Raw genomic sequence first — 23,207 nt, 5'->3', positions numbered from 1 at the left:
GCGCGCCCCACCCCCGCGGAACGCGGAGGCTACTCCGCCGCTTCCGCCGTCGTCGCATCCCGCGATATCCGCTCCAGCACACCCTGCGGGCTGGACCCGGGCTCGACCGCCTTGCCGATGTTCTCCTTGATCGACTCGCTCGCCGCCGCCCAGGACGTCTTGCCGAACGGGTAGAACTCCGACTCCGGCAGCGCCGCCAGGAACTGGTGCAGCGGCTTGTACTTGGCGTCGTCCTCCATCGCCGCCGACGCGCTGTTCGTGGGCGGCAGCAGGTCGTACATGTCGGCGAACTGGATCACGTTCTTGTCGGTGAACAGGTAGTCGAAGAACTTGCCGATCTCGACCCGGTGATCGTTCTGCTTGAAGCCCATGATCCAGTCGGCGACGCCCATGGACCCCTCGGTGGGCCCGTGCTCGCCGGGCAGCGGGACCATGCCGACCTGCACACCCTGCTTCTGCGCCTCCTCCATCAGCGTGGGGTGGCCGTTGAGCATGCCGACCTTCCCCTTCGAGAACTCCTCGAACGCCTTGGCGCGGTTCAGCTTGCCGGGGGCGACCGGGCCGACGAGGCCCTTGTCCACGAGGTGCGACTTCAGCCAGTCGAACGTCTTGACGTTCTGCTCGGAGGCGATGTCGTACGAGCCGACCTCATCGGTGTAGGCGCCGCCCCCGCTGAGCATCCACATCAGGGTCTCGGCCTGGGACTCCTCCGGCCCGAGCGGCAGCGCGAAGGGGTAGGACACCCCGCGCTGCTTGAGCGCGGCGGCGTCGGAGGCTATGTCGCTCCAGGTCCTGGGGGCGTTGAGCCCGGCCTGCGAGAAGAGCTTCTTGTTGTAGAAGAGCAGCCGGGTGGAGGCGACGAACGGCAGCCCGTACTGGATGCGGTTGACCTGCCCCGCGTCGATCAGCTTCGGCAGGAAGTTCGCCTGCGTGGGGATGCTCAGCATCTCGTCGGCGGAGTAGAGCTTCCCGGCCTTCGCGTAGTCCGCGTAGGCGCCGATCTGCGCGATGTCGGGAGCCTCGCCGTCCTTGACCATCTTGGCGACGTCGCGGTCGATGTCGGTCCAGGGCAGGACGGTCACGTCGACCTTGATCCCGGGGTGGGACGACTCGAAGGCGCGGGCGACGCCGTCCCAGTACTTGTCGGACTTGTTCGCCTCGCTGGTGCCGTAGTCGGCCGCGACCAGCTTCAGCGTCACGTCGCCGGAGCCGCCGCTCGTGCCGCAGCCCGACAGCGTCGCCGTCATCCCCATCACGGCGACAGCCGCCGTCAGTCCCAAGTAACGCCGTCGCACAGCTCAGTCCGTCCTCGTCGATTACACCGCCCGCGGCTCCCACGTCCGCGCGGGGCACTCCGGGTGAGCTGCGATTTTCCCCGCCACCGGCGTAGAGGTCTACACCACGGAGGTATCGCTTCCACAACGCAGCAGCATTGCACGGGGCCCGCGGCGACTGCTAAGTAGGTCTCGACGTACGGGCCTTATTGGTCCAGACCTTTAGCCGACGGCGCGTCAGTTCCCTTACGGGCCCGTTCCGTCGCCCCGAGCCCGCCCAGCCGCAAGGAGCCGCTCCGCATGTCGCGTACCGCATCTGAGATTGCCACCCAGCCCAGCTGCTGGCGGCGTGCCGCACAGGCGGGCGCGGAGTTCGAGGGGCTGCCGAAGCCGGGCGAGCGCGTCGCCGTCACCGGATGCGGCACCTCGTGGTTCATGGCCATCGCGTACGCGGCCCTGCGGGAGGCCGCGGGACAGGGCGAGACGGACGCGTACGCCTCCTCGGAGTTCCCGGTGGGACGGCCGTACGACCGGGTGGTCGCGATCACCCGCTCCGGTACGACGAGCGAGGTGCTGGCGCTCCTGCGCGAGCTGCGCGGGAAGACCGCGACCGTCGCGCTGACCGGCGACCCGAGGACCCCGGTCATGGAGGCCGCCGACGCGGTCGCGGTGCTGGACTGGGCGGACGAGGAGTCCGTGGTCCAGACCCGGTTCGCGACGACCGCGCTCGCCTTCCTGCGGGCGGGTCTGGAGGCGGCCGGTCCGCTTCCCGCGGGCGTGAAGACGGTCGCCGAGGCGGCGGTCGACGCGGAGCTGGCGGTGACCGAGCCGCTGGCCGAGGCGGTGGTCGCGGCCGAGCAGTGGACGTTCCTGGGGCGCGGCTGGACCTACGGCCTCGCCCAGGAGGCCGGGCTGAAGATGCGCGAGGCGGCGGGCGCCTGGACCGAGTCCTACCCGGCGATGGAGTACCGCCACGGCCCGATCGCGATCACCGGTCCGAACCGGGTGGCCTGGGTCTTCGGCGCCCTGCCCGAAGGACTGGCCGGCGAGGTCGCGGCGGTCGGCGGGACGCTCGTCGCGCACGGGACGGCGGACCCGATGGCCGACCTGATCCGCGCACAGCGGCTCGCGGTGGTCCTGGCCGAGTCGAAGGGGTACGACCCCGACCACCCGCGCAACCTCTCGCGCAGCGTGATCCTGCCGGAGTAGGGCCCGCGCGGACGGGGAACGGACCCGGGATCGGGCAGGCGCGGAGCCCTTCCCGGGCGGCCTTCTCGACAAACCGGGCCCTTCCCCGTAACCGGTACCGGGATTTTGTATGGATGCGCAACAAACAGCACTAGTGGACTAGACCTTTTGGGGTCCCTCGGGCGAAACTGTTCCACGTGAAACACGTCATCGCCCTCGATGTGGGCGGCACCGGAATGAAGGCCGCACTGGTCGGGGCCGACGGCGCCCTGCTCCACGAGGCACGGCGCGCGACCGGCAGAGAGCGCGGCGCCGACGCCGTCGTGGAGTCGATCCTCACCTTCGCCGCCGACCTGCGCGCGTACGGCGAGGAGCACTTCGGCGAGAGCGCCCTCGCGGCCGGTGTCGCCGTACCCGGCATCGTGGACGCGGAGAAGGGGGTCGCCGTCTACGCGGCGAACCTGGGCTGGCGTGACGTACCCATGCGGCAGCTGCTCGGCGAACGGCTCGGCGGCGTGCCCGTGGCGCTCGGCCACGACGTCCGCACCGGCGGGCTCGCCGAGGGCCGGATCGGCGCGGGTCAGGGCGCCGACCGCTTCCTCTTCATCCCCCTCGGCACCGGGATCGCCGGAGCCATCGGCATCGCCGGTGCGATCGAGGAGGGCGCCCACGGCTATGCGGGCGAGATCGGCCACATCGTGATCCGGCCGGACGGCCCGGACTGCGGCTGCGGCCAGCGCGGCTGCCTGGAGACCCTGGCCTCCGCCTCCGCCGTCAGCCGCGCCTGGGCGGCCGCGTCCGGCGACCCGAAGGCGGACGCCGCCGACTGCGCCAAGGCCGTCGAATCCGGCGACCCGAAGGCCGTCGAGGTCTGGCAGAACGCCGTCGACGCGCTCGCCGCCGGACTCGTCACCGCGCTCACCCTGCTGGACCCGCGCACGCTCATCATCGGTGGCGGGCTCGCCGAGGCCGGGGAAACCTTGTTCACACCACTCCGTGCGGCCGTCGAGGAACGCGTCACGTTCCAGAAGCTGCCCCACATCGTCCCGGCGGCCCTCGGGGACACCGCCGGATGCCTGGGCGCAGGGCTGCTCGCCTGGGATCTACTCTCCACGGAGGTATCCGCCTGATGGCCGGACGCGCAGACAGCACCGTTCTCGCAGGGGCCCGGGTGGTACTGCCCACCGGCACCGTCGAGGACGGCCGGGTGACCGTCGAAGGCACCCGCATCTCCGGCACCCAGGCCGAGAACGCCCCGGTCCTGGACCTCTCCGGCCACTGGATCGTCCCGGGCTTCGTGGACATGCACAACCACGGCGGCGGCGGCGCGTCCTTCACCTCCGGCACCGTGGACGAGGTCCTGACCGGCGTCCGCACCCACCGCGAGCACGGCACCACCACCCTCGTCGCCTCCACGGTCACCGGCGAGATGGACTTCCTCGCCGAGCGCGCCGGCATCCTCTCGGAACTGGTCGAACAGGGCGACCTGGCCGGTATCCACTTCGAGGGCCCCTTCATCTCCCCCTGCCGCAAGGGCGCCCACAGCGAGGCCCTGCTGCGCCACCCGGACCCGGCCGAGGTCCGCAAGCTGATGGACGCCGCGCGCGGCACCGCGAAGATGTTCACCCTCGCGACCGAGCTGCCCGGCGGCATCGAGTCCGTACGGCTGCTCGCCGAGCACGGCGTCATCGCGGCCATCGGCCACACCGACGCCACGTACGAGCAGACCGTCGAGGCGATCGACGCGGGCGCCACCGTCGCCACGCACCTCTACAACGCGATGCCGGCCATCGGCCACCGCGCGCCCGGCCCGATCGCCGCCCTCCTGGAGGACGAGCGGATCACCGTCGAGCTGATCAACGACGGCACGCACCTGCACCCGGCCGCGCTCGAACTGGCCTACCACCACGCGGGCGCCGACCGCGTCGCCCTCATCACCGACGCCATGGACGCGGCCGGCTTCGGCGACGGCGTCTACCAGCTCGGCCCGCTCGCCGTGAACGTCGAGAACGGCGTCGCCCGACTGGTCGAGGGCAACTCCATCGCCGGCTCCACCCTCACCCTGGACACCGCCTTCCACCGCGCCGTGACCATCGACCGCATCCCCGTCGAGGACGTGGTCACGTCGATCTCCGCCAACCCGGCGCGGCTCCTCGGCGTGTACGACAAGGTCGGCTCGCTGGAACCCGGCAAGGACGCCGACCTGGTCGTTCTGGACGAGGACTTCCGCCTCAAGGGCGTCATGCGCAAGGGCGAATGGATCGTCCGCCCCGACACCGCCGCGAACTGACTCCCACGTAACGAAGAGACGGCGGTTGGCCCCGAGGTCTGGGCCGACCGCCCCCTCTTTGGCATGATCGCCTGGGAAACCAGCATGGAAAGCGCGTTCCGGCAAGGAATCAGCGCGCAGCACGGAACGAACGCGAAAGGGCGGCCGCGGTGATCCTCACGGTCACGCTGAACACGGCACTCGACCTCACCTACTCCGTCCCCGCCCTCGTGCCGCACTCCAGCCACCGGGTCACCGACCTCTCCGAGCGCCCCGGCGGCAAGGGCCTCAACGTCGCCCGCGTCCTCACCGCCCTCGGCCACGACACCGTCGTCACCGGCTTCGCCGGCGGCGCCACCGGGAGCGTCCTGCGCGACCTGCTCGCCGCGCTCCCCCGGCAGAGCGGCACCCTCACCGACGCGCTCGTCCCCGTCTCCGGCGACACCCGCCGCACCCTCGCCGTGGCCGACGCGGCGACCGGCGACACCACCCAGTTCAACGAGGCGGGACCGCACGTCACCGCCGACGAGTGGACCGCCCTCCTCGGCGCGTACGCGGACCTGCTGAAGACCGCCGACGCCGTCGCCCTGTGCGGCAGCCTGCCGCCCGGCATCCACGTCGGCGCGTACGGCGAACTCGTCCGGCTCGCCCGCACCGCCGGCGTCCCCGTCCTCCTGGACACCAGCGGCGAACCGCTGCGACGGGGCATCGCCGCCCGCCCCGACCTGATCAAGCCGAACGCCGACGAGCTCGCCCAGCTCACCGGCTCCCGCGAGCCCCTGCGCGCCACCCGCGACGCCCGCCGCCGCGGCGCCCACGGCGTCATCGCCTCGCTCGGCCCGGACGGCATGCTCGCCGTCACCCCGGACGGCGTCTGGCGGGCCTCGCCGCCCGCGCCGGTCAAGGGCAACCCGACCGGAGCGGGCGACTCCGCCGTGGCCGGACTGCTCTCCGGCCTCGTGGAGTCCCTGAGCTGGCCGGACCGGCTGCGCCGGGCGGTGGCACTGTCGACGGCGACCGTGCTGGCCCCCACCGCGGGCGACTTCGACCGCGCGGCGTACGAGGAGCTGCTGCCGCGCGTCGCCATCGAGGAACACGCAGCGGGGGCGGCCTGACGCCGCGCCCCGCCCCGCACCGGGCCCGCCCGCCGGACCCGAGAAACAACAGAGGTCAGCAATGCCGCTCGTCAGCACCGGTGAACTCGTCTCGGCCGCCCAGGCCCAGGGACGCGGGATCGCCGCCTTCAACGTCATCACCCTGGAGCACGCGGAGGCCATCGCCACCGGCGCCGAACGCGCCGGCGCGCCCGCCATCCTCCAGATCTCCGAGAACGCCGTGAAGTTCCACGGCGGCCGGCTCACCGCCATAGCCGCGGCCGCCGCCGCCGTCGCCCGGACCTCCTCCGCGCCGCTCGCCCTGCACCTCGACCACGTCGAGTCCGTGGACCTGCTCCACCAGGCCCACGACGAGGGCTTCGGCTCCGTGATGTTCGACGCGTCCAAGCTCACCTACGAGGACAACGTCCGGGCCACCGCCGAGGCCGTCGCCTGGGGCCACGCGCGCGGCATCTGGATCGAGGCCGAGCTCGGCAAGGTCGGCGGCAAGGAGGGCGAGGCCCCGCTCGACGCCCACGCCCCCGGCGTCCGCACCGACCCGGACGAGGCCGCCGCTTACGTCGCCGCGACCGGCGTGGACGCCCTCGCCGTCGCCGTCGGCTCCTCGCACGCCATGACCGAGCGCACCGCGGCCCTGGACCACGAGCTGATCGGCCGGCTCCGCGCCGCCGTCCCCGTCCCGCTCGTCCTGCACGGCTCCAGCGGCGTCCCGGACGACGAGATCCGCCAGGCCGTCGCCGCCTCCGGCATGGTCAAGATCAACGTCGGCACCGCCCTGAACACCGCGTTCACCGGCGCCGTCCGCGCCCACCTGGCCGAGAACACCACGGGCGTCGACCCCCGCAAGTACATCGCCCCCGGCCGCGAGGCCATGGCCGCCACGGTCGCCGGCTTCCTCGCCCTGATGGGCTGAGCGGACCCCGGAAACGCACCGGCCCCCTCGCCCGGAGGCGAGGGGGCCGGATTGGCTGGGGCGCCGGTCAGCGGGTCTGGTGACCGGCCTTCAGCGACAGCTGGTCCAGATTGGCGTCGCACTGATCGCCCTCGTTGCACGAGATCATCAGCGTGTTCGAGCCCTTGACGAGGTTGACGTAGGCGTACGTCGTCGTCCAGCCCTTCTCCAGGTCACCCTCGGGGGCGTTGGCGAAGTTCTTCATGTTGATGGAGCGCGGGTCCTCGGAATTGACCGTCAGCGAGGTCTTGGCGTCCTTGCCCGGCACGCCGTACGTCACGAACAGCGTGTACTCACCGGCCTCCGGCACCTCGACGGACCAGGTCGCCGAGCGGCCCACCTCGTTGAGGTTGATGTACTGCCCGTTCGCGCTCTTGGCGCCCTTCACGGAGTTGTCGAGCTGCGCCGTGCCGCCCAGCTGGAGCGCGGCCGCGTCCTGCTTCGGGAGCTCCGCAGGGGCCGACGAGGTCGGGGAGGGATCCGGCTTCGGGGACTCCTCGACATTCGAGCCGGGCTCCTGCGAGGAGTTCGCCTCGGCCTTCTTGTCCTTGTCGCCGTCGCTCGTCATCAGCGCCGCGCCGATGCCGATGAGCACCACCGCGACGACCGCGACCGCCGCGATCAGCAGACCCTTGGTGTTCGGGCCGCCCTTGCCGGAACCGCCGCCGCGACCGCCCTGCTGCGGCACCTGCGTGGTGGCCGCGCCGCCGGGATACGTCTCCGGGGCGGCGTACTGCGGGCTGGGCTGGCCGTACTGGCCCTGGGGCGCCTGGGGCGGGTAGCCGTACGCCTGCTGCTGCGGCACCTGCTGCCCGTACTGGCGCTCACCGACGGTCCGCACCTGGTTGTACGAGGTCCGGGGCACACCCGGCTGGGCGGCGGGACCCGGGTAGCCGTAGCCGCCCTGTCCCGGCGGCTGCGCACCGGCCGCCTGCCCGTCCGCGTAGAGGTAGCCGAACGGATCGTCGTCCTCGGGTGTGCTCGCGCCGTTGTTCCCGGCCATCCCTGGGTCACTCCTCACCATGTCGTCAGCCGTCGCCGAATAGCGCCGGCCGTCGCCGACCGGCCGAGCCTACCTCGAATGGACGATGTCAAGAATTGACAAGGACCTCGGCGGGAACCCGGGCGGGGACGCGCGGAAGAACGTCAGCCGGCTCTGCGGTGAACCTTCGACCGCGACCGCTTCTCCACGTACATCCGCTGGTCGGCGGAGCGCAGCACCTCTTCCGCGGTCATCCCGCAGGCCGCCCAGCCGATGCCGAAACTGGCCCCCACGCGCACCGCGCGCCCATCGACCCGAATAGGCGGAATGATCGCATTTCGCAGGCGAACGGCCAGGTCAGCCGCGTCCGCCGCACCCAGGCCGTCCGCGAGAACGACGAATTCGTCACCCCCGAGCCGGGCGACGGTGTCCCCGTCCCGGACACAGGTGGTCAGCCGCCGGGCCACCTCGATGAGCACCGCGTCACCCGTGTGGTGCCCGAAGCGGTCGTTGATCGACTTGAAGCCGTCCAGGTCGCAGAAGAGGACCGCGAGCCCCTTCGCCCCATCGTCCCGCGATGTGTCTGGCGCCACTGCGTGCACATGGTGGTCGAAGGGGTGCGCACCCGGACCGCCGACCGGGTAGTGCCCCCGCGTCTCGTCCACGTCCCCGTACGCCGCGTCCACCGCCTCGACGTCCGTCGTCGCCGCCGCGTCCGGCCGGGCGCACAGCCGGGCGCCGAGCCGGGTCCGCAGCTCCGCGCTGTTGGGCAGCCCGGTGAGCGCGTCGTGCGAGGCGCGGTGCGCGAGGTTCAGCTCATGGCGCTTGCGCTCCTCGATGTCCTCGACGTGCGTCAGCAGGAAGCGCGGCCCGTCCGCCGTGTCCGCGACCACGGAGTTGCGCAGCGACACCCACAGGTACGAGCCGTCCCGCCGGCCCAGGCGCAGCTCGGCCCGGCCGCCCTCGGCGGAGGTACGGAGCAGGGTGCCGATGTCCTCGGGGTGGACCAGGTCAGCGAAGGAGTAGCGGCGCAGCACCGACGCGGGGCGGCCCAGCAGCCGGCACAGCGCGTCGTTCGTCCGCAGCAGCCGCCCCTGCTGGTCGCCGCCCAGCTCGGCGATGGCCATGCCGCTGGGGGCGTACTCGAATGCCTGGCGGAAGGATTCCTCGCTGGCCCGGAGCGCCTGCTGCTCGCGCTCCAGCCGGACCAGGGCCCGTTGCATGTTGGCCCGGAGCCTGGCGTTGCTGATCGCGATGGCGGACTGCGAGGCGTACATATGGAGCGCCTCGCGGCCCCAGGCGCCCGGGCGGCGTCCGTTGCGCGGCCGGTCGACGGATATGACGCCCAGCAGGTCCGAGCCGCCGCCGGACGCGTACATCGGGGCGTACAGCCGGTCCTGCGGGTGCCACTCGTCCTCGAAGCGCGGCTCGGGGCCCTCCGTGTGCCACTGCGGCACGTCGTCGTCCAGGAGGACCCAGCCCTCGGTGTGCGGTATGAACCGCAGCCCGTCCCACGCCTCGCCCATGAGCAGCCGGCGTTCCCAGGAGGTGCGGGAGCCGACCCGGCCGGTGATCAGGGCCTCGGCGGCGTGGTTCCCGGCGAGGGCGGCGACGACGAGGTCGCCGTCGGGGCGGACGAGGTTGACGCAGGCAAGCTCGTAGCCGAGGTTGGCGACGATCCCGTCGGCCACCGTCTGCAGGGTGTCGGCCAGGCTCCGCGCCGTGTTGAGATCGGCGACGGCCTGGTGCAGCTGCCGCATCGTCGCGAGACGGACGTAGGGCTCCGACTCGGCGTCCATCGCTCGCACTCCCCGAGACCTCGACAGCACTCCAGAATTCATATCGACGTACGTGACGTACTTACTGCAGTGTCACGGCCACTGAATCACAGCGAGCTGTGCACCCGGTACACAGGGTCAGCAAATATTGCACTCTGTGACTCAAGTCACAAACGAGCGGGAAGAGGTCACAGCAGGTCAGAGAGGTGACGAAAACCGGCGGTCCTAGGACCCGGCTGGTCCCCTGGCCCGATGCGGGGGCGCGGAACGCGCGGCTAGCGTTCCCGGTGTGTTGCAGACGAAACCCCCCACCCCGCGTACCGAGGCCGTCCCCCATGCTGAGGGGGTGAGCAACGAAGAGTTCCGTGCCGCCCTGTCCCGGCTGGCGGCCGGCGTGGTGCTGGTCACCGCCCAGGAGCCGCCGCTCGACGCGGACGGGCGCGGTGAGGACGTCGGCATGACCGCGACCGCCTTCATGTCCGTGTCCCTGGACCCGCCGCTGGTGATGGTGAGCCTGCGCAACGACTCGCGGATGGACGACCTGCTCGCGGAGCAGCCGCTGTGGGCGGTGTCCGTGCTGGCGGAGAGCCAGCGGCACATCGCGGGCCGGTTCGCGATGAAGGGCCGGATCAGCGACCGGCTGCTCTTCGAGGACATCCCGTACGTACGCGGCGAGGTCACCGGCGCCCCACTGGCGGGCGGCGCGCTCGCGACCCTGGAGTGCCGCACGGAGCAGCGGGTGGTCGCGGGTGACCACACCCTGGTGATCGGCCGCGTGCTGAGTGCGCACGTCCCGAGCGGGGACGGCGGACCGCTGACGTACTTCCGGGGGAAGTACCGGCAGCTGGGCTGAGGGGGGCGGACGCCGGGCGCGGGGGCCGCGTTACCAGTCGCGCCCCGAGCGACCCCGCTTCGTGTCGCTGCGCTGCTTCTTCTCGCGCAGCCGGCGTTCGTTGATCCCGCGGGGGATCTTCTTCTTCACGCGCGGCCTGGGCGGCGGGGCGGACGCCTCCGCCAGGAGGGCCGCGAGGCGCACGGCGGCCGTCTCGCGGTTGCGCCACTGCGAGCGGTGCTCCGACGCGCGTACGGCGATCACACCGCCGGTCAGCCGGCCCGCCAGCCTCTCCAGCGCGCGTTCCTTCCACACCTGGGGCAGCGCCTCGGTGGCGGCGAGGTCGAAGCGCAGCTCGACCTGCGAGTCGCTGGTGTTGACGTGCTGGCCGCCGGGCCCGGAGGACCGCGAAAAACGCCACATGAGCTCGGCCTCCGGCAGGGAGACCGAACCGCGGATGACATAGGGCCCGGACATGACACCCATGTTCCCCGCCCCACCAGCTGTTCGTCACCTCTTTTTGCGGCGCCCCGGCCGCCCTTCGGCAAAGAAAGTAAAGGCGGGCGGAACCTCGCGGTCCCCTGTCGGCGTTATGACCTGTGACGGTAGCTTCGTGACCGCGAAGCCCGCACCCGACAGATGAAAGGGACTTCCCATGGCAGTAAGCCTGTCCAAGGGCGGCAACGTCTCCCTCACCAAGGAGGCCCCCGGCCTCACCGCCGTCACGGTCGGCCTCGGCTGGGACGTCCGTACCACCACCGGCACCGACTTCGACCTCGACGCCTCGGCGATCGCGGTCAACGCGGGCGGCAAGGTCTACTCCGACGGTCACTTCGTCTTCTTCAACAACAAGGCGACCCCGGACCAGACCATCGTGCACACCGGTGACAACCTCACGGGTGCGGGCGAGGGCGACGACGAGCAGATCAACGTCAACCTGGCGGGCCTGCCGGCCGACGTCGACAAGATCGTCTTCCCGGTCTCGATCTACGACGCCGAGACCCGCAGCCAGAACTTCGGCCAGGTGCGCAACGCGTACATCCGCATCCTCAACCAGGCCGGCGGCGCCGAGATCGCCCGCTACGACCTGAGCGAGGACGCCGCCACCGAGACCGCCATGGTCTTCGGCGAGCTGTACCGCAACGGCGCCGACTGGAAGTTCCGCGCCGTGGGCCAGGGCTACGCCTCCGGCCTGCGCGGCATCGCCCAGGACTTCGGCGTCACCCTCTGACGCAGGCAAGCCCTTCGAGGAGCCCCCGGCCGAACGTCCTGCGGCCGGGGGCTCCCGCATGTCCGGACACCTGATCCCGACACACCCGGTCCCGACCGGTCAAAGGCCGCCGGATAACGGACATGACAGTCCCTCAGTCGGACAAGAACTGGTCAAAGAAATGTGAGGCATTTGTTGGTACACCGTCAATAGCGCCGATTCGGTGGCAGGCTCCCGGCTCGTAACCCCCCACGGAACGAGCAACGGAGTTTGCATGACCCCCCACATGAACACCCGTCGCACCGCTGCCCTGGCCGCCGTGGCCGCGATGGTCCTCGTCGGCATCCAGTCCGGTGCGGCGAACGCCCACCCGAACACGCCCGGCGACTCCGCCGCCACCTCCACCCCGGCCTTCAGCAGCGCCTCGGCGCGCACCGCCGCCATCAAGACCGCCCAGTCCGACGCCTCCTCCACCGCCTCCGCACTGAAGCTGGGCGCCAAGGAGAAGCTGATCGCGCGTGACGTGATCAAGGACGCCAACGGCACCGTCCACACCCGCTACGAGCGCACCTACGCCGGACTGCCCGTCCTCGGCGGCGACCTCGTCACCCACACCGCCGCGAACGGCAAGCTCAAGAGCGTCACCAAGGCGACCACGGCCCGCATATCCGTGCCGTCCACCACGCCGAAGATCAAGACCGCGGCGAGCGCCCGCAAGGTGATCTGGGCCGGTGACGGCACCCCCGTCCTCGCCCTGGAATCCGTGAAGACCGGCGTCCAGAAGGACGGCACCCCCAGCCGCAAGCGCGTCATCACCGACGCCACCACCGGCAAGGTCCTCCAGAGCTACGAGGAGATCGAGACCGCCGGCGTCGGCAACAGCCAGTACAGCGGCAAGGTCGACCTCTCCACCACCGCGTCCGGCTCCGGCTTCGAGCTGACCGACGGCGACCGCGGCGGCCACAAGACGTACGACCTCAACCAGGGCGAGAGCGGCACCGGCGACCTCGTCACGGACGACGACGACACCTGGGGCGACGGCACCGGCAACGACCGCCAGACCGCCGCCGTCGACGCCCACTACGGCGCCGCGCAGACCTGGGACTTCTACAAGTCCGCCTTCGGCCGCGACGGCATCGCGGGCGACGGCAAGGCCGCGTACTCCCGGGTCCACTACGGCGACGCGTACGTCAACGCCTTCTGGGACGACAGCTGCTTCTGCATGACGTACGGCGACGGCGCCGACAACAAGAGCGCCCTCACCGCCCTCGACGTCGCCGGCCACGAGATGAGCCACGGCCTCACCTCGTCCACCGCCAACCTGAACTACTCCGGCGAGTCCGGCGGGCTCAACGAGGCCACCAGCGACATCCTCGGCACCTCCGTCGAGTTCTTCGCCGACAACGCGACCGACGTCGGCGACTACCTCATCGGCGAGAAGATCGACATCAACGGCGACGGCAGCCCGCTGCGCTACATGGACGAGCCCAGCAAGGACGGCGGCTCGGCCGACTACTGGGACAGCAGCGTCGGCGACCTCGACGTCCACTACTCCTCGGGCGTCGCCAACCACTTCTTCTACCTGCTGTCCGAGGGCAGCGGCGCGAAGACCATCAACGGCGTCGACTACGACTCCCCGACCTCCGACGGCTCCACCGTCACCGGCATCGGCCGGGACAAGGCCGTCCAGATCTGGTACAAGGCCCTGTCCGAGTACATGACCTCCACCACCGACTACGCGGACGCCCGCACCGCCACCGAGAAGGCGGCGACCGACCTCTACGGCGCCGACAGCGCCGAGCTCAAGGCCGTCGACGCGGCCTGGAGCGGCGTCAACGTGAAGTAACCCGTACGCGGGAGCATGAGGAAGCGGGAGCCGGTCAGCCGTCCGCGGCGGGCCGGCTCCTGCCGTACAGCCACGCCTTCCACAGGTCCGACAGGTCCTGGCCGGTCTCCTCCTCCACGTACGCCGTGAAGTCGGCCGTCGACGCGTTGCGGTGCCGGTACTTCTTCGTCCAGCCCTTCAGCAGCGCGAAGAACTCCTCGTCGTCGTCCACGGCCTCGCGGATCTTGTGGATGACCATCGCCCCGCGCCCGTACACCGGATCGTCCGAGATCCGGGCGGCGGACGGCGGATCGGCGGGCGGAAAGGCCCAGTTGGCCTTGTCCTCGTAGGCGTCCTCGAACGACTCCTCGGCCGGGGTGTCGTTCTTCTCCTCCTCCCACAGCCACTCCGCGTACGTCGCCAGCCCCTCGTTCAGCCACATGTCGCGCCAGCTCTCCGGCGTGACCGAATCGCCGAACCACTGGTGCGCCATCTCGTGGACGAGCAGCCCCACGCTCGGCGGGCCGGGGAAGAACGGCCGGTTCTGCGTCTCCAGCGCGTACCCGGCGTCGTCCTCGCGGTCCACGATCGCGCCCGTCGCGGAGAACGGATACGGACCGAAGTGCGACGCCTCCCACGCCACGACCTCGGGGACCCGGGCGACCGTCCGCGCACTCTCCTTCGCCACCTCCGGGTCCACGGCCGTGAACACCGTGATGCCACCGGCCATCGTGGACGTCTTCGTCTCGAACTCCCCGACGGCCAGGGTCGCGAGATAGCTCGCCATCGGCTCGGCGGTGTGCCAGCGGAAGGTCGTGCGGCCCTTCTCGGTGACCGGCGGACCCGCCATCACCCCGTTGGAGACCGCCGTGAGCCCCTTCGGAACGGTGACCGTCAGGTCGTAGGAAGCCTTGTCGCTCGGGTGGTGATTGCCGGGGAACCAGGCCATCGAACCGGTCGGCTCACCGAGGGCCAGCGCCCCGTCGTCGGTCGGCAGCCAGCCCTCCTCGGAGTCGTCCGGGTCGGTGATCGTCTTCGGGGAGCCCGAGTAGCGCACGACGACGCGGAACGTCTCGCCCTTCCGCAGCCGGTCCTCGACCTTCGCGTCCGTACGGAGCGTCAGCTCGTTGCCCGCCCGGTTCACGGCGGCCGGACGCCCTTCCACGGTCGCCGACTTCACGGTCAGCCCGGCCAGGTCCAGATTGAACGAGCTGAGATCCTGCGTGGCCCGCGCGGTGATCTCGGCCGTCCCGCGCAGGGTCTGCTCGTCCGGGTCCACGTCGAGCGTGAGGGCGTAGTGCGTGACGTCGTAGCCCCCGTTGCCCAGCTTCGGGAAGTACGGATCGCGCACCCCGGACGCACCCGGCTTGCCCTCCACCCCGCCCGTGCAGGCGGGCGCGAGGAGGGCGAGGGCGAGCAGGGGGAGGGCGGCGCGGGCCGCTCCGCGGCGTGCCGGGGTTCGATGATCCACACCGATGATCCTATGTGCGGAATGTCGTAATCCGGGGGTGGTACGCCGGGCTCACAGCACCGCGATCCCCAGCGGCCGTTCGCCCGCCGCCAGACGGACCGGAGGGGTCTTCCCGTCGAGGGCGACGACCGTGATGCCGTTCCAGTAGCCGTCCCGGGTGAAGCCTCCTGTGACGTACGCCGTACGGCCGTCCCGCGACACGGCGACGTCCTCGTGCGGGCCGTCCAGCTTCACGACGCGCTCGGAGCCGTCCGGCTCACGGATCGTCAGCGACGCCTCCTTGTCGTCGGAGGCGATCGGGCCGGTGCCGACGACCAGCAGCGTGCCGTCGGGGGCGAGCGCCGCGCCGTGCTGGTGCGTGTTGGCCGTCATCCGCTCGACGGCGACCTTCCCGGTGCGCGGGTCGAGGACCGCGAGCCGCTCGCCCTCGAACGGCAGCAGCAGCTTCCCGTCGGACGGCCGGACCACCGCGTAGTGCGGCTTCAGCCAGGACCCGAGCCCGCCCTCGGTGCCGTACGGGGCGACCTCCATACGGCGCGCGCGGAGCGTGTCCGTACGGACGGACGTCACGTCGAACGAGTCGTGCCCGGTGGCGTACGCCTCCGAGCCGTCGCGCGACACGTCCACGTCGAAGGGCCGGCGCCCCACGGGGACCGTGCCGGTCACCTTCCGGGTCGTGGTGTCGATGACCTCCAGGACCCCGTTGCCATCAGGCACGTTGACACCGACGTACGCGTGCCGGCCGTCGGGGGCCAGCGCGATGCCCATCCCGCCGCCCCGGTATTCACCGGTGGTCGCGGGGCCGGTCCGCGTCCTGTACGGGATCAGGTCCAGCCGCGACCGCTTCCCGGTGTCCACGACCGCGACGCCCTCGGCGGTGGTGACCCAGGCCCGCCCGTCCGCGCCGACGACGACGCCGTAGGGGGCGGTGCCGACCTTCACCCGGTCGAAGGCACCCCGTACCGGGTCCACGAAGGACACGGTGTCGGCCCCGAAGTCGGCGACGAGCAACGTCCCTTCGGGAGTCGCCCCGGGCTCGGGCGTGGCGGTGGGCGCGGGGATGCGCGCGGCGGGCGAGGTGGCGGGCGACGCGGGCGCGTCGGTGGCGGCGCACCCGGCGAGCACGGCTGCGGCGGCGACGGCGGCCAGGAGGGCCGCCGGGCGCTTCCGACCGGCAGGGCGGGCTTTCACGACGCGTCCCGCAGCAGCGCCGCGATCCCCGCGAACCCGCGCCGCTCCGCGTGCTCCAGGGCGGTCACCCCGTCGCCGTCCGGCAGCCCCGGCGTCGCGCCCGCCGCGAGCAGCAGCTCCACGATCTCCTGGTGCGCCCGGCCGCCGTCGCCGAGGATCACGGCCTCCAGCAGGGCGGTCCAGCCCAGCCGGTTGACGTGGTCGACGTCGATGTCGGTGACCTTCAGCAGCTCCCGTACGTACGCGACATGACCGCGCTCGCTCGCCGGGATCAGCGCGATCCCGCCGAACCGGTTCCGCAGCTTCAGGTCCGGACCGGCGGGCAGCAGGACGCGCAGCATCTCCACGCTGCCCGTGACGCCGGTGGCCAGCCAGGGGCTCTCCTCGCGCCGGTCCTGCGCGTCCGGGTCGGCGCCCGCCGCGACGAGCACCCGGGCGGCCCCGACGTGGTTGCCGTGGACGGCCAGGAGCAGCGGGGTGCGCAGCTCCTCGTCGCGGACGTCGACCCGGGCGCCGCCCTCGATCGCGGTGCGCACTCCGTCGGTGTCGCCGGTGCGCGCGGCGTCGAGCAGCTGGTGATCGAGGGCGTTCATGTCCGTCTCCCGGGAGGTGTGCGCGTGGGTACTACTTGGCGAGGGCGGCGACGCCGGCCTGCGCGAACTTCTCGTCCAGGTCGCCGCTCGGGGCGCCCGCGACGCCGATGCCCGCCACCGGGGCACCCTTGACCTGCACCGGGGCGCCGCCCGCGAGGAACAGCGTGCCAGGGATGTCCTTCAGGTTCGGGGCCTGGGCGAGCCGCTTGGCCAGCTCGGAGGTCGGGGCGTTCCACGACACGGCGGTGTACGCCTTCTTCTCGGCCGACTCGTAGGCCTGCGGGCCCGAGCCGTCGCCGCGCAGGGTCAGGATCGTGTTGCCGTTGCGGTCGACCACCGAGACGGCGACGCGCTGGTTCTCCTTCTTCGCCGCGTCCAGGGCGGCCTTCGCGGCCTTCGTCGCGGCGTCGAGGGTCAGGTGCGTGGTCTGCTGGAGGTTGCGGTTCGCGGTGTCGGCCTTGACGGTGGTGGCGGGCGCGGCGGCCGGGGTGGACGCGTTCGCGGACATCGCGCCGAAGGTGCCGGCCCCGAGGGCGGCGGCGGCGACGGTACCGGTCAGGACACGGGTGCGCAGCGACATCTTCTTCATCAGGGGCTCCTCAGCGGGGGGGCGGAAGCGGGTGGTTCCCGCGTCCTGCATCCATCGTTGGCCCGCAACCGCCCCCGGACGGTCGTCGTACCGGCTCGACCCGGCGCCCGGGACGGCTGACGTCCCCATCGGCCGATCGGTTGATGCGGGGACGGCCGTCCGGGGGGACGATGGAATGTCCACGCAGGTCAGCGGGGGTCCTCCGGGACCGGAGAACAGGGGTACGAGGTGGAGCAGCGGTACGAGGACGGGCTCCGGCCCGCGCCGGAGGAGGGCACCGACGACGGGGACACCCGCTCCCTCGCCCTCCTCATGCACGCCGCGTTCTTCCTGTTGCTCGGCGCCTCGCTCGCCCGGTTCCTGCTCCGGCACCCCGGTGAGGCCCGCACGCCCTGGATCATCGGTCTGTCGATCGCCCTGGCCGTGCTGTACGTCGTCGGGCCCGTGCTCGGCTCGCGCCCCACCGCCCGCAGCCTCGTCTGGCTCGGCGGGCTCGTCGTCGTGTGGATGGTGGTGGTCGTCCTCGCGCCCAGCTTCGCCTGGTGCGCGGTGCCGCTCTTCTACACCGGGCTGCGCATCCTGCCGCCCCGTGCCGCGTACGCGCTCGTCGCGCTGCTCACGCTGTTCGTCGTCGCCGCGCAGCTCCGCCTCGCGCACGGCTTCGACCCCAACCTCGTGCTCGCCCCGCCCGCCGTCGCCGCCGTCGCCACCGCCGTGTTCGTCCACATGCAGCGCCAGGCCGTACGGCAGAGCAGGCTCATCGACGACCTGCTCCGCACCCGCCGCGAACTCGCCGCCACCGAGCGCCGCGAAGGCACCCTCGCCGAACGCCAGCGGCTGTCCATGGAGATCCACGACACCCTCGCCCAGGGCCTGTCCAGCCAGCAGATGCTCCTCCAGGCCGCCGACCGCACCTGGGACACCGATCCGGCCGCCGCCCGACGCCACATCCGTACCGCCGGAGGCATCGCCGAACGCAACCTCGCCGAGGCCCGCCGCTTCGTCCACGACCTGGCCCCCGCCGACCTGGCCGAGGGCGGCGGCCTCGACGCCGCCCTGCACGCACTCGCCGCCCGCGAAACCGCCCAGGCACAGGGCAGGCTCACCGTCCGCTGCCACATCGAGGGCGCCCCGCACACCGTCCTGCCCGACCGCACCCAGTCCGCGCTGCTGCGGATCGCCCAGGGCGCCCTGGCCAACGTCACCGAACACGCGGGCGCCACCGAGGCCGCCCTCACGCTGACGCACCTGGACGACCGCACCGTCCTCGACATCGCCGACAACGGCCACGGCTTCACGCCCACCGCCACCGCCCCCGGCGGGGTGCGCGGCCACGGGCTGCCCGCCATGCGCGCCCGCCTCCAGCAGCTCGGCGGCACCCTCACCATCGAATCGGCCCCCGGCGAGGGCACCGTCGTCACCGCCACCGTCCCCGTCGCCCCCACACCCCAGGACCCCGCATGAGCGCCGACCCGACCGCTGACGTCACCGCGGACCCGACCGCGGACCGCATCCGCATCCTGCTCTGCGACGACCACGCCGTCGTACGCGCCGGGCTCCTCGCCCTCCTCGGCAGCGAGCCCGACATCGAGGTCATCGGCGAGGCGGGCAGCGGCGAGGAGGCCGTCGCCCTCGCCGCCCGGCTCACCCCCGACGTCGTCCTGATGGACCTCCAGCTCGGCAGCGGCATCGACGGCGTCGAAGCGACCCGCCGCATCGCGGCCGGCCCCGGCACCCACGTCCTCGTCCTCACCACGTACGACACCGACGCGGACATCACGCGCGCCATCGAGGCGGGCGCCACCGGCTATCTGCTCAAGGCCGAACGCCCCGAGGAGCTGTTCGCCGCGATCCGCTCCGCCGCCCAGGGCCGCACCACGCTCTCGCCGCCCGTCGCCAGCCGCGTGATGGCCCGCATGCGCGCACCCCGCCCCACCCTCACCGACCGCGAACGCGACATCCTCGGCCAGCTCTCCCGGGGCCTCGGCAACCGCGAGATCGCCCGCGCCCTGTTCATCAGCGAGGCCACGGTCAAGACGCACCTGGGGCGCATCTACGACAAGCTCGGCGTCGACACCCGCGCGGGCGCCGTCGCCGTCGCCAAGGAGCAGCGGCTGCTGCCGTAACGGGCGACACGCCGGGCATGACACCATCGAACCGTGCTCGACATCGGCTACTCCCTCTCCCGCCGCTTCCCGGACCCCCCGCAGACCGACTACCGCCGCGCGGACGTCCGCGCGCTGCGGCACGACCTGTTCTCCGGGGACGTCTACCTCGCGGACACCAAGGCGGACCGCGAAGTGTCCACAGCCTGGGGATGGGTGCCGGTGCTCGACTTCGCCTGGGCGCTGTGCGACATCGTCGAGCAGATCGACCAGGACCCGCGCGGCAGCCGTTCGCACCGCCGCCAGCAGGCCGAACTGGACTTCACCGAGTCCACCGACCGCATGCTCTTCGAGCGCCGCTTCGGCTGGGTCGACATCGAGGCCGACTGGATGGACCCCGAGGAACCGCCGCTGACCTTCAGCCACTCCCTCCTGCGCCGCGAGGCCCGCGACTTCCTGCACGACCTGATCGCCGACCTGGCCGACATGCACGAGGGCCTGGCGGACAACCCGGCCGTCTGGGACCTCCAGGCCCGCTTCCCCCGCCTCTGAGCGGACACGTCTACGCCTCCACCCGCACCCCGATCTGCGCCGCGAACGCCGGTGCCAGCTCCATCAGCTGCACCGGACTGATCACCGCGCCCGCCAGCCGCTCCACGCCCCGCGCGATGTCCAGCTCCGCGGTCCCCCGCAGATCCACGTCCTCCATCCGCACCGCACTGAAGTCCGCCCGCTTCAGCACGCAGTCCCGGAACTCGACCCGCTTCAGCCGCGCGCTCCCGAAGTCCGGCTCCGCCAGCACACAGCCCTCGAAGACGACATCCGTCAGCCGGGCCTCCCGCAGATTCAGGTAGTCGATCTTCCCGCCCCGCACCACCACCCGCTCCAGCACGGCACCGTGCAACTGCACCCCGCCCAGCCGCGCGTCCACCACCTCGACATCCCGCAGCGACGCCTCCGCGAGATCGGTGCCCACCCCCCGTACGCCCGTCAGCACCGAATCGACGAACCGGGCCCGCACCAGCTCCGCCCGGTCCAGGGCGCAGCCCTCCAGCGCGCAGTCCATGAACCGCGCACCCCGCCCCGACGCGTCCGCCAGGTCCACGGACGCGCCGAACCGCACCCCGTCGTAATCCCCGTCCGGTTCGAGGCCGACCTCCTCGAAATCCACCAGCGGCGGCAACCGCACCTCCGGCCGCCGCGCCGCCTTCACACCACCGCTCCGACCACCACTGCGCACCATGCCCCCATCGTGACGCACGCCACTGACAACGCCCCGCCCGCACTTGACCTCGACCGCGCTTGAGGTCAGAGGCTGGGTCCACCAGCACCCACACCAGTCCGGGGGACCCCGCCATGCACGCCGTACGCCTCCACGCCTTCGGCCCCGCCGAGAACCTCCGCCACGAGCGGACCGAGGACCCCGTCCCCGCGCCCGGCCAGGTCCGCATCGCCGTCCGCGCCGCCGGAGTCCACCTCCTCGACACCGCGCTGCGCCAAGGACTCCCCGGCCCCAACCCGGTCCCCACCCCGCTGCCCACCATCCCCGGGCGGGAGGTCGCCGGGATCGTCGACGCCGTCGGCGAGGGCACCGACACCGCCTGGCTCGGCCGCGACGTCGTCGCCCACCTCGGCAACGTCCCCGGCGGCTACGCCGAACTCGCCGTCACCGACGCCGACCGGCTCCACCCCGTGCCGGAAGGGCTCGGGCACGCCGAGGCCGTCGCCATGATCGGCACCGGCCGCACCACCCTCGGCATCCTCGCCGCCACCCCGCTCGGCCCGGACTCCGTCGTCCTCGTCACCGCGGCCGCCGGAGGCATCGGCACGCTGATCGTCCAGTACGCCAAGAACGCCGGGGCCACCGTCATCGGCCTCGCGGGCGGACCCGCCAAGACCGCCCGCGTCCGGGACAACGGCGCCGACCTCGCCGTCGACTACACCCGTCCCGACTGGCCGCGCCACGTCCGCACCCACCTGGACGCCCTCGGCCGGGGCGCCACCGTGCTCTACGACTCCGTCGGCTCCACCACCGCCCGCGCCGCCTTCGGCCTCCTCGGCGAGGGCGGGCAGCACGTCGTCTACGGCTGGTCCGGCAACGACGGCCCGTTCACCCCGTCCGCCGGTGAACTCGCCGCCCGCTCCCTCACCTCCGAGAACGTCCTCGGACCCGGCCTGCTCCGCAGGGGCGGCGGACTGCGCGCCCTGGAGACCCGCGCCCTCGCCGAAGCCGCCGCCGGCCGCCTGCGCCCCGCGGTCCAGAGCTACCCGCTCGCCCGCGCCGCCGACGCCCACCGCGACCTGGAGACCCGGGGCACCATCGGCAAGGTGGTCCTCATCCCCTGAGGGCGGACCCGGTCGCGGACCCCGCCCGGCTCACGCCCCGCCCAGCTCCGCCAGCGCCCCGTCGGTCAGCCGGTACACCGTCCACTCGTCCTGCGGACGCGCGCCCAGCGACTCGTAGAACGCGATCGACGGGGCGTTCCAGTTCAGCACCGACCACTCCAGGCGCTCGTAACCCCGCTCCACACAGATCCGCGCCAGCTCCGTCAACAGCGCCTTGCCGTGCCCGCCGCCGCGCCGCTGCGGACGTACGTACAGGTCCTCCAGGTAGATGCCGTGCACCCCGCGCCAGGTCGAGAAGTTCAGGAACCAGAGTGCGAAGCCGACGACCTCGCCGTTCTCGTCCGACTCCGCGATGTGCGCGTACGCCGCCGGCCGCTCGCCGAACAGCGCCTCCCGCAACTGCTCCTCCGTCGCACGCACCTCGTGCAATGCCTTCTCGTAATCGGCCAGCTCACACACCATGGCGTGGAGGACGGGGACATCGGCGGGGGTAGCGGTACGAATCATGCGTGCAGGGTAAACATCGCCCCGCCGACGCTCACCCCCGGCCCATCGGTGAGGCGGACCCCCGCACCACCCGCGCGATCTCCGCCTGCTCCGGAGCCAGCCGCCGCGCCCTGCCCTCCGCCGACCAGCACGCGTTCTGGAGCACCCGCCCCAGCGTCCACGCCGCCGCCCGCCCCCGGTCGAGCCCCAGCACCCCGGTCATCGCGTCGAACCGCTTCCCCACCGCCCCCGCGTCGAACCGGTTCACCAGCGCGGGCAGCAGTTCGAACCCCGGGTCCCCCACCAAGGGCTTCGGGTCGATGGCCACCCACCCGGCGCCGTCCTCCCGCGCCAGCACGTTCCCGAAGTGCAGGTCCCAGTGGAGCAGCCGGTCCCCCGGCTCCCCCGCCACCTCACGCACCGCCGCCGCACAGTCCCGTACGAGCGCCCGCTCCTCCTCGTCCACCAGCGCCGCCATGACATCCGGCGCGGCGGCCAGCATCCGCGCGGCGGCCTCTCCGAGCCCCCGCAGCCCGGCCCCGGATCCCGTCGCGCCCGCCACCGCCCCCGGCCGCACCGCCGTCAGCTCCGCCAGCAGCCCCGCGATCACCCGGACCGCCCGGTCCGCGTCCGGCTCGCCCGCCAGCGCACGGTGTCCGTCCAGCCGCTCCAGGAGCATCGACCCGGTCTCCGGATCGTGCGCCAGCAGCCGCACCGCCCCGGCCCCCGCCGCACCCCACAACCGCAGCGCGACCGGCTCCCCCGCCGTCTCCGCGTCCACCGGCTGCAACTTCAGCACCGCCCGCCGCCCGTCCGCCTCCCGGACCACCGGCAGGACCAGCGCGCACACCCCGTACATCGCCGCACCGTCCCTGCGCAGCCCCCACCGCTCCAGGAACTCCGCCGCCCGCCCCGGCAGCGCGGCCACGAACGCCCGGCCCGCCTCCCCGTTGTATGCGGACTGAGTAGCGATGAGCGCATCCGGAATGTCGATCACGCCC

The 23,207-nt window shown here is 72.4% G+C and carries 23 protein-coding genes; 12 read left to right on the top strand and 11 right to left on the bottom strand.

The genetic code is table 11. The features are described from left to right. Nucleotides 1–29: 29 nt before the first annotated feature. Nucleotides 30–1,247 carry an ABC transporter substrate-binding protein gene (locus tag AMK18_RS08805; RefSeq protein WP_241836515.1) on the bottom strand — a complete coding sequence of 406 codons (1,218 nt, stop codon included), beginning with the start codon at nt 1,245–1,247 and terminating at the stop codon, nt 30–32. Nucleotides 1,248–1,574: 327 nt separating this feature from the next. Between AMK18_RS08805 and AMK18_RS08800 the strand changes: the two genes are divergently transcribed. The 5 genes from AMK18_RS08800 (at nt 1,575) to AMK18_RS08780 (ending at nt 6,759) form a co-directional block, all read left to right on the top strand. Beyond that, nucleotides 1,575–2,483, top strand: coding sequence for an SIS domain-containing protein (locus AMK18_RS08800; protein WP_018101580.1), 909 nt, complete (start codon nt 1,575–1,577; stop codon nt 2,481–2,483). Nucleotides 2,484–2,698: 215 nt separating this feature from the next. Beyond that, complete coding sequence (locus AMK18_RS08795; RefSeq protein WP_234011779.1) at nt 2,699–3,592, top strand: ROK family protein; 894 nt, start codon at nt 2,699–2,701, stop codon at nt 3,590–3,592. Further along, nucleotides 3,592–4,752 (top strand): N-acetylglucosamine-6-phosphate deacetylase, encoded by a 1,161-nt coding sequence (gene nagA / locus AMK18_RS08790; RefSeq protein ID WP_018101582.1) that lies wholly within the window; start codon nt 3,592–3,594, stop codon nt 4,750–4,752. The genes AMK18_RS08795 and nagA overlap by 1 nt, the downstream gene beginning before the upstream one ends. A 149-nt stretch (nt 4,753–4,901) precedes the next feature. Next, nucleotides 4,902–5,846, top strand: a complete 945-nt coding sequence (locus AMK18_RS08785; protein WP_073862390.1) for a 1-phosphofructokinase family hexose kinase — start codon at nt 4,902–4,904, stop codon at nt 5,844–5,846. Between the two features lie 61 nt (nt 5,847–5,907). After that, nucleotides 5,908–6,759, top strand: coding sequence for a class II fructose-bisphosphate aldolase (locus AMK18_RS08780; RefSeq protein ID WP_073862389.1), 852 nt, complete (start codon nt 5,908–5,910; stop codon nt 6,757–6,759). A gap of 67 nt (nt 6,760–6,826) precedes the next feature. Here AMK18_RS08780 and AMK18_RS08775 read toward each other — a convergent pair whose 3' ends face one another. Then, nucleotides 6,827–7,801 carry a carbohydrate-binding protein gene (locus AMK18_RS08775; RefSeq protein WP_073862388.1) on the bottom strand — a complete coding sequence of 325 codons (975 nt, stop codon included), beginning with the start codon at nt 7,799–7,801 and terminating at the stop codon, nt 6,827–6,829. 143 nt (nt 7,802–7,944) lie between these two features. Continuing rightward, the gene (gene cdgB / locus AMK18_RS08770; protein ID WP_018101586.1) at nt 7,945–9,579 is read right to left on the bottom strand and encodes a diguanylate cyclase CdgB; all 1,635 of its coding nucleotides are present in this window, start codon (nt 9,577–9,579) and stop codon (nt 7,945–7,947) included. A gap of 268 nt (nt 9,580–9,847) precedes the next feature. Here cdgB and AMK18_RS08765 point away from each other — a divergent pair, with 268 nt between their 5' ends. Next, nucleotides 9,848–10,411, top strand: a complete 564-nt coding sequence (locus AMK18_RS08765) for a flavin reductase family protein (RefSeq protein WP_198956967.1) — start codon at nt 9,848–9,850, stop codon at nt 10,409–10,411. 30 nt (nt 10,412–10,441) lie between these two features. On the opposite strand, the gene arfB is transcribed toward AMK18_RS08765, so the two are convergent. Continuing rightward, on the bottom strand, nt 10,442–10,876 hold the full coding sequence (arfB, locus tag AMK18_RS08760) for an alternative ribosome rescue aminoacyl-tRNA hydrolase ArfB (RefSeq protein ID WP_018101588.1): 435 nt from the start codon (nt 10,874–10,876) through the stop codon (nt 10,442–10,444). Nucleotides 10,877–11,045: 169 nt separating this feature from the next. Here arfB and AMK18_RS08755 point away from each other — a divergent pair, with 169 nt between their 5' ends. Together AMK18_RS08755 and AMK18_RS08750 are read left to right on the top strand one after the other, a co-directional pair. Beyond that, nucleotides 11,046–11,621: a TerD family protein gene (locus AMK18_RS08755; RefSeq protein WP_018101589.1), complete on the top strand. Its 576-nt coding sequence runs from the start codon at nt 11,046–11,048 to the stop codon at nt 11,619–11,621. A 253-nt stretch (nt 11,622–11,874) separates the two neighbouring features. Next, nucleotides 11,875–13,446: a M4 family metallopeptidase gene (locus AMK18_RS08750; protein WP_073862387.1), complete on the top strand. Its 1,572-nt coding sequence runs from the start codon at nt 11,875–11,877 to the stop codon at nt 13,444–13,446. A 34-nt stretch (nt 13,447–13,480) separates the two neighbouring features. On the opposite strand, the gene AMK18_RS08745 is transcribed toward AMK18_RS08750, so the two are convergent. From AMK18_RS08745 to AMK18_RS08730, 4 genes are read right to left on the bottom strand one after another with little or no spacing between them, the layout of a single operon-like run. Beyond that, entirely contained in the window at nt 13,481–14,896 is a 1,416-nt protein-coding gene (locus AMK18_RS08745; protein ID WP_073862386.1) for a M1 family metallopeptidase, read from the bottom strand. Nucleotides 14,897–14,947: 51 nt separating this feature from the next. After that, entirely contained in the window at nt 14,948–16,087 is a 1,140-nt protein-coding gene (locus AMK18_RS08740; RefSeq protein WP_073862385.1) for a YncE family protein, read from the bottom strand. After that, nucleotides 16,084–16,680 carry an ankyrin repeat domain-containing protein gene (locus AMK18_RS08735; RefSeq protein ID WP_073862384.1) on the bottom strand — a complete coding sequence of 199 codons (597 nt, stop codon included), beginning with the start codon at nt 16,678–16,680 and terminating at the stop codon, nt 16,084–16,086. Before AMK18_RS08735 ends, AMK18_RS08740 begins: the two co-directional genes overlap by 4 nt. Before the next feature lie 31 nt (nt 16,681–16,711). Further along, nucleotides 16,712–17,269: a GlcG/HbpS family heme-binding protein gene (locus AMK18_RS08730; protein WP_018101594.1), complete on the bottom strand. Its 558-nt coding sequence runs from the start codon at nt 17,267–17,269 to the stop codon at nt 16,712–16,714. A 228-nt stretch (nt 17,270–17,497) separates the two neighbouring features. Between AMK18_RS08730 and AMK18_RS08725 the strand changes: the two genes are divergently transcribed. The 3 genes from AMK18_RS08725 to AMK18_RS08715 are packed head-to-tail and all read left to right on the top strand — an operon-like array spanning nt 17,498 to nt 19,926. Further along, nucleotides 17,498–18,733, top strand: coding sequence for a sensor histidine kinase (locus AMK18_RS08725; RefSeq protein WP_073862383.1), 1,236 nt, complete (start codon nt 17,498–17,500; stop codon nt 18,731–18,733). Beyond that, nucleotides 18,730–19,395 carry a response regulator gene (locus AMK18_RS08720; RefSeq protein ID WP_018101596.1) on the top strand — a complete coding sequence of 222 codons (666 nt, stop codon included), beginning with the start codon at nt 18,730–18,732 and terminating at the stop codon, nt 19,393–19,395. Before AMK18_RS08725 ends, AMK18_RS08720 begins: the two co-directional genes overlap by 4 nt. Nucleotides 19,396–19,428: 33 nt before the next feature. Then, nucleotides 19,429–19,926, top strand: a complete 498-nt coding sequence (locus tag AMK18_RS08715) for a hypothetical protein (RefSeq protein WP_018101597.1) — start codon at nt 19,429–19,431, stop codon at nt 19,924–19,926. Nucleotides 19,927–19,936: 10 nt separating this feature from the next. Here the strand turns inward: AMK18_RS08715 and AMK18_RS08710 are convergent, their stop codons facing one another. Next, complete coding sequence (locus AMK18_RS08710; protein WP_241836514.1) at nt 19,937–20,617, bottom strand: pentapeptide repeat-containing protein; 681 nt, start codon at nt 20,615–20,617, stop codon at nt 19,937–19,939. Between the two features lie 113 nt (nt 20,618–20,730). Between AMK18_RS08710 and AMK18_RS08705 the strand changes: the two genes are divergently transcribed. Then, complete coding sequence (locus AMK18_RS08705; RefSeq protein ID WP_073862381.1) at nt 20,731–21,720, top strand: zinc-binding dehydrogenase; 990 nt, start codon at nt 20,731–20,733, stop codon at nt 21,718–21,720. Nucleotides 21,721–21,750: 30 nt separating this feature from the next. Here AMK18_RS08705 and AMK18_RS08700 read toward each other — a convergent pair whose 3' ends face one another. Further along, nucleotides 21,751–22,227, bottom strand: coding sequence for a GNAT family N-acetyltransferase (locus AMK18_RS08700; RefSeq protein ID WP_073862380.1), 477 nt, complete (start codon nt 22,225–22,227; stop codon nt 21,751–21,753). A gap of 31 nt (nt 22,228–22,258) precedes the next feature. Then, nucleotides 22,259–23,203, bottom strand: coding sequence for an aminoglycoside phosphotransferase family protein (locus tag AMK18_RS08695; protein WP_073863202.1), 945 nt, complete (start codon nt 23,201–23,203; stop codon nt 22,259–22,261). Nucleotides 23,204–23,207 lie beyond the last annotated feature (4 nt).

This window comes from Streptomyces sp. CB01249, assembly GCF_001905735.1.
In the GTDB taxonomy this organism is placed as follows: Bacteria; Actinomycetota; Actinomycetes; order Streptomycetales; family Streptomycetaceae; genus Streptomyces.
Note: the sequence above shows the minus strand (reverse complement) of the source record. Positions and strands in the feature narration are given on the sequence as shown.